11 protein-coding genes are annotated in these 13,718 nt (G+C 69.7%); 4 read left to right on the top strand and 7 right to left on the bottom strand.

Annotated elements, in window-relative coordinates; translation table 11 throughout:
• Position 1: 1 nt before the first annotated feature.
• Genes H8R02_RS25500 through H8R02_RS25485 form a run of 4 tightly spaced genes read right to left on the bottom strand, consistent with a single transcriptional unit; the run spans position 2 to position 3,918 of the window.
• Entirely contained in the window at positions 2-871 is an 870-nt protein-coding gene (locus tag H8R02_RS25500; RefSeq protein WP_187084329.1) for a branched-chain amino acid ABC transporter permease, read from the bottom strand.
• Positions 868-1,596 (bottom strand): ABC transporter ATP-binding protein, encoded by a 729-nt coding sequence (locus tag H8R02_RS25495; protein ID WP_187084328.1) that lies wholly within the window; start codon positions 1,594-1,596, stop codon positions 868-870. The genes H8R02_RS25500 and H8R02_RS25495 overlap by 4 nt, the downstream gene beginning before the upstream one ends.
• Positions 1,593-2,411: an ABC transporter ATP-binding protein gene (locus H8R02_RS25490; RefSeq protein ID WP_187084327.1), complete on the bottom strand. Its 819-nt coding sequence runs from the start codon at positions 2,409-2,411 to the stop codon at positions 1,593-1,595. Before H8R02_RS25490 ends, H8R02_RS25495 begins: the two co-directional genes overlap by 4 nt.
• A 10-nt stretch (positions 2,412-2,421) precedes the next feature.
• The gene (locus tag H8R02_RS25485; protein ID WP_187084326.1) at positions 2,422-3,918 is read right to left on the bottom strand and encodes a class I adenylate-forming enzyme family protein; all 1,497 of its coding nucleotides are present in this window, start codon (positions 3,916-3,918) and stop codon (positions 2,422-2,424) included.
• A gap of 144 nt (positions 3,919-4,062) precedes the next feature.
• On the opposite strand from H8R02_RS25485, the gene H8R02_RS25480 reads away from it, so the two are divergent.
• Entirely contained in the window at positions 4,063-5,088 is a 1,026-nt protein-coding gene (locus H8R02_RS25480; RefSeq protein WP_187084325.1) for a helix-turn-helix transcriptional regulator, read from the top strand.
• Positions 5,089-5,127: 39 nt separating this feature from the next.
• On the opposite strand, the gene H8R02_RS25475 is transcribed toward H8R02_RS25480, so the two are convergent.
• Positions 5,128-7,089, bottom strand: a complete 1,962-nt coding sequence (locus tag H8R02_RS25475; protein ID WP_222622640.1) for an alpha/beta hydrolase domain-containing protein — start codon at positions 7,087-7,089, stop codon at positions 5,128-5,130.
• A 115-nt stretch (positions 7,090-7,204) separates the two neighbouring features.
• Between H8R02_RS25475 and H8R02_RS25470 the strand changes: the two genes are divergently transcribed.
• From H8R02_RS25470 to H8R02_RS25460, 3 genes are read left to right on the top strand one after another with little or no spacing between them, the layout of a single operon-like run.
• Complete coding sequence (locus H8R02_RS25470) at positions 7,205-7,993, top strand: SDR family oxidoreductase (protein WP_187084324.1); 789 nt, start codon at positions 7,205-7,207, stop codon at positions 7,991-7,993.
• Between the two features lie 6 nt (positions 7,994-7,999).
• Positions 8,000-8,935 (top strand): sugar kinase, encoded by a 936-nt coding sequence (locus tag H8R02_RS25465; RefSeq protein ID WP_187084323.1) that lies wholly within the window; start codon positions 8,000-8,002, stop codon positions 8,933-8,935.
• Positions 8,932-9,606: an alpha/beta hydrolase family protein gene (locus H8R02_RS25460; RefSeq protein WP_187084322.1), complete on the top strand. Its 675-nt coding sequence runs from the start codon at positions 8,932-8,934 to the stop codon at positions 9,604-9,606. The genes H8R02_RS25465 and H8R02_RS25460 overlap by 4 nt, the downstream gene beginning before the upstream one ends.
• A gap of 40 nt (positions 9,607-9,646) precedes the next feature.
• Here the strand turns inward: H8R02_RS25460 and ydiJ are convergent, their stop codons facing one another.
• Both ydiJ and H8R02_RS25450 read right to left on the bottom strand, forming a co-directional pair.
• The gene (ydiJ, locus tag H8R02_RS25455; protein ID WP_435531305.1) at positions 9,647-12,694 is read right to left on the bottom strand and encodes a D-2-hydroxyglutarate dehydrogenase YdiJ; all 3,048 of its coding nucleotides are present in this window, start codon (positions 12,692-12,694) and stop codon (positions 9,647-9,649) included.
• 84 nt (positions 12,695-12,778) lie between these two features.
• Positions 12,779-13,693 carry a LysR family transcriptional regulator gene (locus H8R02_RS25450; RefSeq protein ID WP_187084320.1) on the bottom strand — a complete coding sequence of 305 codons (915 nt, stop codon included), beginning with the start codon at positions 13,691-13,693 and terminating at the stop codon, positions 12,779-12,781.
• Between the last annotated feature and the right edge of the window lie 25 nt (positions 13,694-13,718).

Below are 13,718 nucleotides of genomic sequence, written 5' to 3'. Positions count from 1 at the left end.
CTCACACCCTCACCACGATGGCCTTGCCCAGCAGGCCGGCGGGCTTCACGACCAGCACAGCGACGATCAGCACCAGCGCCACGGTGAGCTTCAGCTCCGCGCCGACCACGTAGGTCCCAACGAGGTTCTCCAGCACGCCGACGACGAAGCCGCCGATCACCGCGCCCGGCGCGCTGCCGATGCCGCCGAGCACCGCCGCGGCGAACGCGTACACCAGCACGCCGGACATCATGTGCACGTCGAGGAACACCACCGGCGCGATCATCATGCCCGCGATGGCGCCGATCGCACCGGCCATGCCCCAGCCGAGCGCCAGCATCCGGTCCACGCGCACGCCGACGAGTCGGCTCGAAACCGGGTTCTCCGCCGTGGCGCGCATCTGCAGGCCGAGCGGCGAATAGCGGAAGAACAGGTAGACAACGGCCAGCACTGCCAGCGTGACGCCCACGGCGCCAAGCTGGTGCGGCGTGAGCAGGCCGCCGGCCCGCACACTATCCGGGAAGGGGCTCGGGAACGACCGGATCGCATAGCCGAACAGCAAGCCCGCGATGCTGTGCAGGATGACCAGCAGCGCGACGAACACCACCACGATGGACAGCACCGGCGCATGCCGCAGCCGGCGAATCAGGAGCGCTTCGATCACCGCACCGAGCACGAACGCGATCACGACGGTGCCCGCGAACGCCGCCCAGTACGGCAGCCCCGCCTCGATCAGCACCGACGCGATGAAGGTGCAGAACATCGCCATCTCGCCCTGCGCGAAGTTCACGTGGTGCGTGCTGCGGTAGACCATCACCAGCGCAAGCGCGAGGCTGGCGTAGATGCCGCCCGTGGCCAGGCCCGCCGCGAGCTGCGGCAGCAAGGTGTTCATGTCGCGATCTCCCCGCCGAGGTAGGCCGCTTGCACGGCCTCGTTGTTGCCCACCGCCGCGGCCGGGCCCGCCAGCACGACGCGGCCGGTTTCGAGCAGGCAGGCGGTGTCGGCCAGCTCCAGCGCGAGCGCCGCGTTCTGCTCCACCAGCAGTATCGCCACGCCCTGCTCCGCGCGCACGCGGCGCATGATGCGGAAGATGTCCTGCACCACCATCGGCGCCAGGCCGAAGGACGGCTCGTCCAGCAGCAGCAGGCGCGGGCGCAGCATCAGTGCGCGCGCGATCGCCAGCATCTGCTGCTCGCCGCCCGACAGCGTGCCGGCCTGCTGGTGGCGCCGCTCCTTCAGGCGCGGGAAGTAGCCGTAGAGGCGCTCGAAGTCGTCGCGCACGGCGGCGCGGTCGCTGCGCGTGCAGGCGCCGAGCAGCAGGTTCTCTTCCGTGGTGAGGCCCGCGAACGTGCCGCGGCCATCGGGCACATGGGCGACGCCCAGGCGCACGATCTCTTCGGTGGCCAGCGCGTCGATGCGTTGGCCCGCGAGCGTGATCGTGCCGCGCCGGCGCACCATGCCGCACAGCGCGCGCAGTGTCGTGGTCTTGCCGGCGCCGTTGGCGCCCAGCAGTGCGGTGACGCCGCCAACCGCCACTTGCAGGTCGACGCCGAACAGCACGCGGGTGTTGCCGTAGCCGGCCTCGAGGCCGCGCACGTCGAGCAGCGGTTCGCTCATGTCCTTGCCTCCGCTTGCGCCGGGGCGCCGAGATAAGCCGCGATCAGCTCGGGGTCGCGCCGCACCTCGGCAGGTGTGCCTTCGGCGATCTTGCGCCCGAAGTTCAACGCGACCAGCTTGTCGGAAAGTTGCATCACCAGTCCCATGTGGTGCTCCACCAGCAACACCGTCAGCGCGAAGCGCTCGCGCAGCGTGCGGATCAAGGAGCCGAGCTCCCCGACTTCGTGGTGGTTGAGCCCGCAGGCCGGCTCATCGAGCAGCAGCAGGCGCGGCTGCATCGCGAGTGCGCGCGCGAGCTCCACGCGCTTCTGCGTGCCGAACGGCAGTTCGCTCGCGGGAACGCTCGCGACGTCGCGCAGCTGCAGCAGCTCGATGAGCTCGTCGACTCGCGCGGCCTGCTCCGCCTCTTCGCGCAGTACGGAAGGCAGGCGCAAGGTGTGCGCGAGCCACCCCGTGCCGCGGCGGCACGTTGCGCCGACCGCGATGTTCTGCCGCACGGTGAGCGTGCGGAACAGCGCGAGGTTCTGGAATGTGCGGCCGATGCCCAGGCCGGCCATCCGATGCTGCGGCAGCGCGCCGAGCGCGCGCCCGTCGAACCGGATCTCGCCGGTGTGGTGCGCGTACAGCCGCGACAGGCAGTTGAACAGCGTTGTCTTGCCCGCGCCGTTGGGCCCGATCAGGCCGCAGATTTCGCCGGGCGCGACGTCGAACGACACGGCGTCCAGCGCCACCACGCCACCGAAGCGCACCGTGACATCGCGCACTTCGAGCAGCGGCGTGGGCCGTGAGCGCCCGCCGGATCCGCCGTGCTTCATCGCGCAGCCCTCATCCGCGCACCTGTTCGCGCAGCACATTCTTCAAGACCTTGCCGGCGGCCGAAACGGGCAGTTCGGGCACGAAGCTGAAGCCGCGCGGACACTTGTAGCCGGCCATCCGACCGCGGCACCACTCGCGCAGCACGTCGGCCGTGGTGCCGTTGCGCAGCACGACGACCGCATGCACGGACTCGCCCCAGCGCGCATCGGGCACGCCGACCACTGCCGCCTGCGCCACCGCGGGATGCGCACGCAGCACCGTCTCGACCTCGCCGCTGTACACGTTCTCGCCGCCCGTGATGATCATGTCCTTGATGCGGTCGACGATGAACAGGTGGCCGCTCGCGTCCATGCGCCCGGCATCGCCGGTGCGCAGCCACCCGTCCCGGAATGCCGCCTGCGTGGTCTCCGGTTGCCGCCAATAGCCGCGCATCACCATCGGGCCGCGCACGATCACCTCGCCGACCGCGCCGCGCGGCACTTCACGGCCCGCATCGTCGGCCACGACGATCTCCGCACCCAGGCCTGCGCAGCCGACCGAATTGGCGAGCCCCAGCTCGCGGGCCTCAGCGCGGTGGTTCTCCGGCGGGTTCATGCACACCGCGCCCGCCGTCTCCGTCATGCCATAGGCCTGGAAGAACTCCGCGTGCGGCAGCGAGTCGAGCGCCCGCGCCAGCAGGTCCGGCGGCATCGGCGCCGCTCCGAAGGCGACGCGCGTGAGGCCCTGCACGCGCTCGGGCCGGAAGCCGGGCGCGTCGAGCAGCGACTGCAGCATCGTCGGCACGGCGACGATGTCGCTCACGCCGTGGTTCTCGATCGCATCGAGCACGCGGTCGGCCTGGAAGCGCGCGAGCGTCACGCAGGTGCCGCCGACGACCAACTGGCCGAGCAGGCGGCCGAGGCCCGCCACATGGAACAGCGGCGCCACGAGCAGCGCGACGGAGTGAGGCGAATTGGGCAGCTCGGCACCGCGCGCGACGCAGGCCGACCAGAAGTTGGCATGGGACAGCATCACGCCCTTGGCGCGGCCGGTCGTTCCACCGGTGTAGAGGATCGCCGCGAGTGCGTCGTCGCCGGTACGCGTGTCGGGCAGCTCGGCGCAGCTGTCTGCCTCGGCGGCGAAGCGCTCGAGCGCGACCGTGCGCACGTCGAGGGGGTTCGCCGGCGGCACGAGCGTCTCGTCCACGAGCAGCAGCTCAGCCCCGCTGTCGGCGACCGCGTGGGCCAGCTCGGCGGCGCTCCAGCGGATGTTGAGCGGGCAGGCCACCGCGCCCAGCCACCAGCACGCGAGCAGCGCCTGCACGAGATAGTCGTTGTTGGGCGCGAGCAGCGCGACACGGTCGCCCGCACGCACCCCCTGCCGTGCCAGCGCGCCGGCCTGCCTTGCGACAGACGGCACCAGCTCGGCGAACGTGAGGGACCGCCGCGTGCTGTCGCCAAGGTGATTCAGTGCTTCCTTGCCGGGGTGGCGCTGCAGCGAGCGGTGCAGTCCTTGCGTGAGGTACATGGGAGGGTGCGATCCTTGGACAGGCGCAGCTTCGCCGCCGGGCGCGGCCGCCGCTAGCGGAAGAGTGCAGGACAGCGGCAGGAGTGCAGCGGGACTGCCGTTTTCCCCCTTGCGGCGGGCTGCCGCCTCGCGCAAAGTGGGCCCATGCGCGTTGCCACCCTGCCGTCCCGCATCGACTTCGCCGGCCACCGGATCGCCGGGCTGCGGCTGGCCGACAGCCGCGACGTCGACCAGTCCAACGAGCTGTCGGCGCGTCTCTTCGGCGCCGCGCGCATGCGCCGTCTGCGCGCCGGCGGCGCGTTCCACTACACGCACGACCACGTGCCGTTCGGGCCGGTGTCGTTCGACCGCATGAGCTGGGGTGCGCACACGGCGCTCGTGCCACGCGCGGAGTCGCTGCCCGGCTACTACATCGTCAACCTGCCGATCCGCGGCGCCGCGCGCGTGCGGCAGGACGGGCATGTGCAGCAACTGGCCCAGGGCGCGGGCGGTGTGTTCAGCCCGCTGCGCAGCTTCGAGATCGAGGCCTACGAGGACTTCGACCACATGGTGGTGCGCGTGGATGCGGCGTTCCTGGCGAGCGCGTGGCAGGGCATCTCGGGGCAGCCGCTCACCGCGCCGCTGTACTTCGAGCCCGCCATCCCCGACACGCCGTCACTTGCGGCGAGCTGGATGTCGATCGTGACGCTCGGTGCCAGCGTGGCGAAGTTGCCGCTGGGCAGCGCCGCGCGCGAGTACGCGCAGAACGCACTGGCCGCGAGCGTCGCCTCGGTCCTGCTCACGCAGCACCCGCACAACCACCGGTTCCTGCTGGACGAGCAGCCGCAGGGCGCGCCGGCCCCGCGCGTGGTGCGGCTCGCGGAGGAATTCATGCTGCAGCGGCTGCGCGAAGCCGTCACGGTCGAAGCCGTCAGTGCTGCATGTGGCGTGTCGCGTCGCTCATTGTTCGCGGCCTTCCAGGCGCATCACGGTGTCGGGCCGATGGCCTGGTTGCGGCAGCGCCGGCTGGAAGCGGCCCGCGCCCTGCTGGAGAAGCCTTCGCGCGAGGACTTGCGAGTCGCCGATGTCGCGCTGGAGCTGGGCTTCAGCCACGTCGGCGAGTTCGCCGCGGCCTACGGGCGCGCCTTCGGTGAATCGCCTTCGGTGACGTTGCGGCGCAACCGCCGCTGACGTTGCGGCGCCGGCCGCTGGCGGCGGCGCCGATCCGCGTCAGCGCAACTGCGCCAGGTTGTCCTGCGTCGCGAGCTCCACCGAACGCTGCGCATCCTCCGGCAACAGCAAGCGCTCCGCCACCAGCCTGTCGGCCGCCGCGCGCACGGCGGCCACATACGCCGCATTGCTCGCATAGCGTTCTTCGAGCGAAGGCCGCGGATCGTTCGCCGCCTGCCGCTGCGCACGCGTCGCCGCGAAAGGCACGACCGCGCCTTGCAGCGGGAACAACGCGTCCGCACCGAAGCCTGCCGCGCGCGGGTTCCATCCGGTGTACGTGGCACGCGGCACGGCCAGCGCGAGCTGGCGCACGCCCGCGATCGACATGCCGTCCGCATCCGCCTTCGGCACGAACACGGGGTAGCCACCGAGTTCACGGGGCGGGAAGACGGACTGGTCCGATACGCGTGCAGCACTGTGGATGCCCGCATAAGGCAACCCGGGAATGCCGGCCGGCACCGCGGCCTGCGCTTCGACCAGCGTGCCATGCGCCCGCATCGGCACGCGGCTCGCGGGCGGTTCCTTGCCGGTCGTGATCCACTCCTGCATCGCCGTCAGCAGCGCACGCATCGACGCGCCGTTGTGCAGCGGGTTCACGGGCAACGCCATCGTCTGGACCGTCTTCACGCGCTCGTTGGGCGCGGCGTAGTGCGGCGTGCCCGTGAGCATGTACGCGCGCACGTCGGGCGGCAGGTCGAGGTGGTTGCCGGCGAGGTCCGTCACGTTCAGCGACGCGCGCGACGCCCACCACTCGTGCTCGCTGTCCGTGTGGATCACGCGCGGGCAGGTGGCGTTCAGGCGGCAACGCAGCATCAGGCCGTCGCGCCGGCCGGTGAGCGGGTCTTCGAGCACGGCATACGTGAAGGGGAAGGTGTCCACTTGCCACGCGGGGTCCTGCGGGTGCCGCGAGTTGCGGTTGGGCAGGCCGAAGCGCACGTTGGTGGCCATGCGGCGGCCGCCCGCCACGTGCGGCATGAGGCCGTCGAACACGGTGCGGCCCAGCAGGTCTTCGTTGAAGCCGAGGTGGAGGAAGTCGCGCAGGAAGCGTCCCGACTGCGAGACGCCGAAGCCGATGGCGTGGTGCACGGACGGCCGGCCCGCCACCGCGAGCGGGTTGGACGCGCTGGTGTCGCGGCGCAGGAAGGCCGCGACGTCGCGCGTCGCGGCGAAGCCCATGCCCAGCACGATGGGGTCGCGGCCGGTGTAGGTGACTTCGTAGAGCGCCCCCGCATCGAAGCCGCTCGCGGGCCGCTGGATCTCGATCGTGTTCGCCCCCGTCGCTCGCACCGCGAGGCCCACCGGTGTCTGGCGCGGCGCATCCCAGGTGGGGCGTACCGTGACCGCGAGCTTCGACGGGTCCGCCACAGGCCACTGCAGGGTTGCGGTGGCCGGGTTGCGCATGTGGTCGAAGACGAACTCTTCGCGCACGGGCCCGGTCACGCCCCGCAGCACGGGCGCCTGGATGCCCATCTGGCCGGGCTTCGACTCGAGGTCGGCCTGCCAGCCGATCCATGCGACGGTGTAGCCCTGCCGCTCGAGGAAGCCGTTGCCGGCGTCGCCCTTGTCGAGGCTGTTCGCCTCGAGCGCGTCGTCGAAGAGCTGCTGCCCGATCCGGCGGCCGCGATTCGGCACGTCGACGAACAACGTGCCGTTGCCGCGGGCCGGGTCCGCCGGCCGAAGCACGACGACGTCGGCCGTCGCTTCGACGCGGCCGGCCGCGTTGCGCGGCGCCTTGTCGATGTCGACGATGACCGCGTTGCGCGGATCGGCGGGGTCGAGCGCGATGGTGGCGCGCGCGGTCACCTTCACGTACGGGCCGACGCTGCCGAAGCTGCGGCCGCCATAGGCCGGCGTGCTCTGGAGCACTTCGAACCGCACGACTTGCGCGTGCGCGGTTGCGACGCTCGTTACGAAGAATGAAATAGCGGCAAGCCGGGCAAGCCTGCTGTGATGACTGCGCATGCTGTCTCCTTTGTCGCCCGATGCTGCGCGAAACGGCGGCGGATGTGAATTGCGAATTTCGGACTAACGCCTTGGCGCCTATGATGGCAACACCAGAACCAAGGCAGGATGACTTATGGACCTCGGCATCAAAGGCAAATGGGCGCTCGTGTGCGGCGCGAGCAAGGGCTTGGGCTTCGGCTGCGCGCACGCGCTGGCGCGTGAGGGCGCCAACGTCGTGATCGTGGCCCGCACGGCACAGGCGCTGCAGGAAGCGGCCGACCGCATCCGCAAGGACGCGCCCGGCGTGGAAGTCATCGCGGTCCCGGCCGACATCACCACGGTGGACGGCCGCAACGCCGTGTTCGGCAAGCGGCGCGACTTCGACATCGTCGTCACCAACGCGGGCGGCCCGCCGCCCGGCGACTTTCACGACTGGAACCGCGAGGACTGGGTGAAGGCGATCGACGCCAACATGCTCACGCCGATCGAGCTCATCAAGGCCACGATCGACGGCATGGCCGAGCGCGGCTTCGGGCGCATCGTCAACATCACGTCGGGTGCGGTGAAGGCGCCGATCAGCACGCTGGGCCTGTCGAACGGCGCGCGCAGCGGCCTGACCGGCTTCGTTGCGGGCGTGGCCCGCACGCCGAGCCTGGTGAGCCGCAACGTGACGATCAACAACCTGCTACCCGGCGCGTTCGACACCGACCGCCTGCGCGGCACGATGACCGGCGCCGCGAAGAAGTCCGGCAAGAGCATCGACGAGGTGATGGAAGCACGGCGCGTGCAGATCCCCGCGCAGCGCTTCGGCACGTCCGATGAGTTCGGCGCGACCTGCGCCTTCCTGTGCAGCGCGCAGGCCGGCTACATCACGGGGCAGAACGTGCTCACGGACGGCGGCGCCTACCCCGGCACGTACTAGGCGGCCGTGGGCAAGGTGGACATCGTCTCGCTCGGCGAGGCGATGATCGAGTTCAACCAGACGCAGCCCGGCAGCCGCGAGTACCTGCAGGGGTACGGCGGCGATACGTCGAACGCGATCATCGCGGCGGCGCGGCAGGGTGCGAGCACCGCGTACATCACGCTGCTGGGCTGCGACACCTTCGGCGACGAGCTCGTTGCCTTGTGGGAGCGCGAGAACGTATCCACGGCCGCCGTCGGGCGCGACCCGGATGCGCCCACGGCGGTGTACTTCGTGACGCACGGGCCCACGGGTCACCAGTTCAGCTACCTGCGTGCGGGCAGCGCGGCAAGCCGCATGACGCCGGCCGACTTGCCACGTGAGGTGATCGAAGGCGCGAAGTACCTGCACGTCTCGGCGATCAGCCAGGCCATCAGCGCGAGCGCCTGCGACACGGTTTTTGCCGCCATCGAGATCGCGCGCAACGCGGGCGTGAAGGTGGTGTACGACTCGAACCTGCGGTTGAAGCTGTGGCCGCTGGCGCGTGCGCGTGCCGTCATTCGCGAGACGATCTCGCAGTGCGACGTGTTCCTGCCGAGCTATGACGATGTGGTCCACCTCGCCGGGGTGGACGATGCAGAAGGCATCATCGACTGGTGCCTCGCCGCGGGAGCGCCGGTGGCGGTGCTGAAGCTCGGCAAGGAAGGCGCCATCGTCGCGACGACGCAGCGGCGCACCAAGGTCGCGGGCCAGCGCGTCGATGCGGTCGATGCCACCGGTGCGGGGGACACCTTCGCGGGTGCGCTGCTCGCGCGCCTGGCTGCCGGCGATGAGATCGGTGAAGCGGCGCGCTACGCCAACGCGGCCGCTGCGCTTGCGACAACGGGCTATGGCGCGGTCGCTCCGATCCCGCGCGCGGAAGCTGTGCGGGCTTTGCTCGCGCAGCGAACACCCGCTCGATGAGCGCAACGACGACACCGATTCGCATCCCGCTCGCGTCGGGCCAATCCGTCTCGGGCCTGCTGTGCACACCTGAATCGCCGTCGGCGTGCTTCGTCTTCGCGCACGGCGCGGGCGCCGGCATGGGCCACGCATTCATGGCGAGCCTTGCGAATGCACTGGCCGAGCGGGGAGTCGCGACGCTGCGCTTCCAGTTCCCCTTCATGGAAGAAGGCAGCAAGCGGCCCGACCCGCCGGCCGTCGCGCAAGCCGCGGTTCGCGCCGCGGCCGCAGAAGCGGCGCAGCGCTTGCCGGGCGTTCCCCTGTTCGCGGGCGGCAAGTCCTTCGGCGGCCGCATGAGCTCGCAGGCGCAGGCGCAAGGCGGTATCGACGGCGTGCGCGGCCTGATCTTCGTCGGCTTCCCGCTTCATCCTTCGGGCAAGCCCGCGACTTCACGCGCCGAGCATCTGGCCCAAGTGAGCGTCCCGATGCTGTTCCTGCAGGGAACGCGCGACGCGCTGGCGGAGCTGGAACTGATCGAACAGGTGACGTCGGGCTTGGGTGATCGAGCCACGTTGGTCGTCATCGATGGCGCGGACCATGCGTTTCACGTCCTGGCACGGTCGGGGCGAACCGACGCGGACGTGATCGCGCAGCTCGCGGACGAGTGCGCGAGGTGGCTCGCCGCGCACTGATGGCGTTCTCGCTTCGGCGTCCGCTGCAGCCAGGCGCGTATCACGCGGGTCGGGGCTGTGCCGCTCGCATCGCGGCGACCAGTACTTCGACGGGGTGCCGCAGCCGCCTGGCGCGCAACCGGTCCACCTGGCTGCGGCACGAGTAGCCTGTCGCAAGAAGCTCCTCGGGCGCGCACCGGTCGACGACGGCGCCCCACGACAGCTCGAAGATGGCGCGCGAGGTCGCGACGTTGCGCGTCTCGTGGCCGTAAGTGCCGGACATGCCGCAGCATCCCGTGGCCTCGGTCGCGAGTTGCAAGCCGGCGCGTTCGAACACGCGCCCCCAGTCGCTGCTGCTGGATGGCACGTTGGTCTTCTCGGTGCAGTGCGCAAGGAGTCTGAAGCGCGAGCTCTCCGCTGCGAGCGGTGCCTGGGGCATCACCTCGAGCAGCCACTCCTGCGGCAGCAGCACATCGGGCATCTCGAGGCCTGGCACCTTGCGGTATTCCTGCCGATAGACCAATGTCATGGCAGGGTCCAGGCCAACCATCGGGATGCCGCTGCGAGCGAGCTCACGCAGCTGCGCGGCATTGTTCCGCGCGGCGCGGTCGAACGCGCGCAGGAAACCTTGCACGTGCAGCGGCTTGCCGTTCGGCAGGAAGGGCGCGAGGTAGACCGTGAACCCCAGCCGCGCAGCCAGCTCGATGAAGCTTGCTGCGACCGGTGACTCGAAATAGCGCGTGAATGCGTCCTGCACGAAGACGACCGAACGTGCGCGCTCCTGCGGCGTCCGCGCCTGCAGAGATCGTTGCGATGCGTTGCGCACGCCCCAGGTCTGCAGGTGTTTTCGCCATGCGAACCGGCTGAGCAAGGGGCTGTCGACCATGCCGGCGCGCCGGGCGAGCCAGCGCTGCACGAACCCGGCCGACATGATCGTGTTGTAGACCGCGGGCATCGTCGCAAGAAACGGGATCGTGTATTCGAGCGACCCGACCAGATAGTCCTTCAGCGGGCGCAGGTACCTTGCGTGGTAGAGCGCGAGGAAGCGCGAGCGGAACTCCGGCACGTTCACCTTGACCGGGCATTGGCCTGCGCACGACTTGCAGGCCAGGCAGCCGGCCATCGCGTCGTACACCTCGTGGGAGAAATCCGCCTCGTGCCCTCGCCTGCGCGAGTTGCGCCATCGCTCGGGCAGGCTCGCGAGAAAAGAAGGCGCCCGCTGCTCCGCCTCGAGCACGTCGATGCCTGCGGCGCCCTGCAACCTGAGCCACTCGCGGATCAGCGACGCACGCCCCTTCGGCGAGTGAACGCGCTGGCGCGTCGCCTTCCATGACGGGCACATCGCGTCGTCCGGGTCGAAGGTGTAGCAGGCTCCGTTGCCATTGCAATGCATCGCGGTGCCGTAGCTTTGCCACACGCGTTCGTCGATCTGTCGATCGGCATGGGCCCGCAGCGCAACCTCGTCGACGCGCAGGAGCGCGCTTTCGGACTGCAGAGGCGTCGCGATCTTGCCGGGGTTCAACTGGTTGTGCGGATCGAACGCGGCCTTGATTGCCTGCAACGCGGGATAGAGCTCGCCGAAGAACGCCGGCGAGAACTCGGAACGCAGGCCCTTGCCATGCTCGCCCCAGAGCAAGCCGCCATATTTCTGCGTGAGGCGCGCGACCTCCTGCGTGATCGGCCGCACCAGCGCCGCCTGGCGCTCGTCCTTCATGTCCAGCAAAGGGCGCACGTGCAGCACGCCCGCGTCCACGTGGCCGAACATGCCGTACTGCAGGCCGTGCCCGTCGAGCAGTTCCCGGAACTCGGCGATGTAGTCGGCCAGGTTCTCCGGCGGGACCGCCGTGTCTTCGACGAAGGGTTGCGGCCGCGCCTCGCCCGGGACGTTGCCGAGCAACCCCACCGCGCGCTTGCGCATCGCATAAACCGTCTCGACGGCTTGCGTTCCAACCGCCAGCGTGTGGCCAAGCCGCGTGACGCTGCGATCGGCTTCGATGTGCCGCACGAATGCCTCGACACGCCGCGCCAGATCCTGCTCGTCGTCGCCCGCGAATTCGACCAGGTTGATCCCGAGCGTCTGCGTCTGCGCGTCGCTCGGGAAATAGCCAGAGACGCGCTCCCAGACGATGTCCTTCATCGCCAGCGAGAGCACGCGAGAGTCCACCGTCTCGATGGAAAGTGGGCGCAGCGCCATCAGCGCCTGCGCGTCGCGCAGCGCCTCCATGAAGCTCGCGTAGCGGACATTGACCAGCGTGGTGTGCCGCGGAATCGGCAGCACATTCAGCGTCGCTTCGACGAGAAAGCCGAGCGAACCTTCGGACCCACAGAGCAGGCTGTTGAGATTGAAGCGGCCGTCCGGCTCGCGCAGGTGTGCGAGGTCGTAACCCGTGAGGCACCGGTTGAGCTTCGGGAAGCGTGACTCGATCAGCGCGCCCTGCTCGGCCTCGATGGTGCGTGCAACGCGATATCCGCGTGCCACCGGCGCGTCGCCTTGCGACAGCCGCTGCGCCTGCGCATCGGTGACCGCGCGGCTGTCATGGCGCTCGCCACCCAGGTACACACAGGACAAACCCAACACATGGTCCCGTGTCTTGCCATAGGTGCAGCTGCCCTGCCCGCTGGCATCCGTGCTGATCATCCCGCCGATGGTGGCCCGGTTGGACGTCGACAGCTCCGGCGCGAAGAACAACCCGTGCGGCTTGAGGGCAGCATTGAGCTGGTCCTTGACCACACCCGCCTCCACGCGCACGCGTCGCGCCGCGACGTCGATCTCGAGGATGCGGTTCATGTGCCGCGAGAGGTCCACCACGATGCCGTCGGTGAGCGACTGGCCGTTCGTCCCCGTGCCACCGCCACGCGGCGTGACGACGATGCACCGATGCTCGGGCTGCGCGACCAGCCGCGCGATGCACTGCACGTCCGCCGCGTGTCGAGGGTAGGCAACCGCCTGCGACAGGCGCTGGTAGATGGAGTTGTCCGTCGACAGCACCGTGCGCTCCGCATAGGTGTCGCCGACCTCGCCCTCGAAGCCTGACTCCTTGAGTGCGCGGCAGAAGTCGCGGTACGCCTGCGCGAGCGGAATGGGCGCCGCGACGGGCTTGATCGAAATACCGGCCATGCGCCATTACAGCGGCTGCCGCGCGCGCGGGCCAATTGAGACTTCGTCTGGCGCCATTGACGCGGCGAATACCGCTCAGCGCGCAATGGTCGCGGCCACCTCCAGCATCACCTTCTTCATCCAGGCATGCGCGTTGCTGTGCGCATACCGGTTGTGCCAGTAGATCTTCCAGTCGAACTCGGGCGCCTCGAAAGGCAAGGGCTTGCACACGATGCCCTGCGACGTGAGCTTCGCGCCGATGCGCTCGGAGACCACGCCGAGCAAATCCGTTTCGCGCAGCATCTCCGGCACGAGAAGCCACTGGGGCACATTGACCGCGATCTTGCGGCTCAGCCCCTGGGCGGCCAGCTTGCTGTCGACGAAACGCAGGTCCGTCGGGCTCATGGCCACGCGCAGGTGGCTGGCATCGAGGAAGCGCTTCAGCGTCATCCGCCCGCTGGCGAGCGGGTGCCCCACGCGCATCGCGCAGACCATGCGGTCCGTGAACAGCTTCTCGGAGCGGATGGCTTGCCCGTGGGCGAGCTCGAAGCTCGCCGCGAAGTCCAGCTGGTCCTCTTCCAGCGCACGGATCGAGCGCTCCGGCGTGATGTGCAGGACGTCGAGCGAAATGCCGGGCGCCTCGGCCGCAAGCCGCTTCATGCAGCCGGGCAGGAGCAGCGAGCCGACAAGGTCCGACATCCGGATGGTGAAGGACCGCTCGGAAGTGCGCGGGTCGAACTGCGAATCGCTGTGCACGAGCCGCTCGGCCTGCAGCAGGATCTGGTGGACGGACTCCTGCAGCTCCAGCGCGCGCGGCGTGGGCTCCATGCCATGGGCCGTGCGCACGAGCAGCTCGTCCTTGAACAGGGCGCGCAGCCGCGAGAGGGCATTGCTCATCGCCGGCTGGCTCATCGCCGCGCGCGCCGCGGCGCGCGTGACGTGCTTTTCCGCCATCAGCGCATCGAACATGACGAGCAGGTTCATGTCGACCGAGCGCAGGTTGATTCGCATGCCGGCCCATTATCTGCCATTCGAA

The organism is Ramlibacter albus (genome assembly GCF_014297445.1).
GTDB lineage: Bacteria > Pseudomonadota > Gammaproteobacteria > Burkholderiales > Burkholderiaceae_C > Ramlibacter > Ramlibacter albus.
The sequence above is the reverse complement of the archived record's forward strand: the minus strand, read 5'-3'. Positions and strand labels throughout refer to the sequence as shown.

Bases quoted from the DNA above. Each gene is read 5' to 3' on its own strand.
- H8R02_RS25495 (WP_187084328.1), bottom strand. From the start codon at position 1,596: ATGAGCGAACCGCTGCTCGACGTGCGCGGCCTCGAGGCCGGCTACGGC.
- H8R02_RS25480 (WP_187084325.1), top strand. From the start codon at position 4,063: ATGCGCGTTGCCACCCTGCCGTCCCGCATCGACTTCGCCGGCCACCGG.
- H8R02_RS25490 (WP_187084327.1), bottom strand. From the start codon at position 2,411: ATGAAGCACGGCGGATCCGGCGGGCGCTCACGGCCCACGCCGCTGCTC.
- H8R02_RS25475 (WP_222622640.1), bottom strand. From the start codon at position 7,089: ATGCGCAGTCATCACAGCAGGCTTGCCCGGCTTGCCGCTATTTCATTC.
- H8R02_RS25450 (WP_187084320.1), bottom strand. From the start codon at position 13,693: ATGCGAATCAACCTGCGCTCGGTCGACATGAACCTGCTCGTCATGTTC.
- H8R02_RS25485 (WP_187084326.1), bottom strand. From the start codon at position 3,918: ATGTACCTCACGCAAGGACTGCACCGCTCGCTGCAGCGCCACCCCGGC.
- H8R02_RS25500 (WP_187084329.1), bottom strand. From the start codon at position 871: ATGAACACCTTGCTGCCGCAGCTCGCGGCGGGCCTGGCCACGGGCGGC.
- H8R02_RS25460 (WP_187084322.1), top strand. From the start codon at position 8,932: ATGAGCGCAACGACGACACCGATTCGCATCCCGCTCGCGTCGGGCCAA.
- H8R02_RS25470 (WP_187084324.1), top strand. From the start codon at position 7,205: ATGGACCTCGGCATCAAAGGCAAATGGGCGCTCGTGTGCGGCGCGAGC.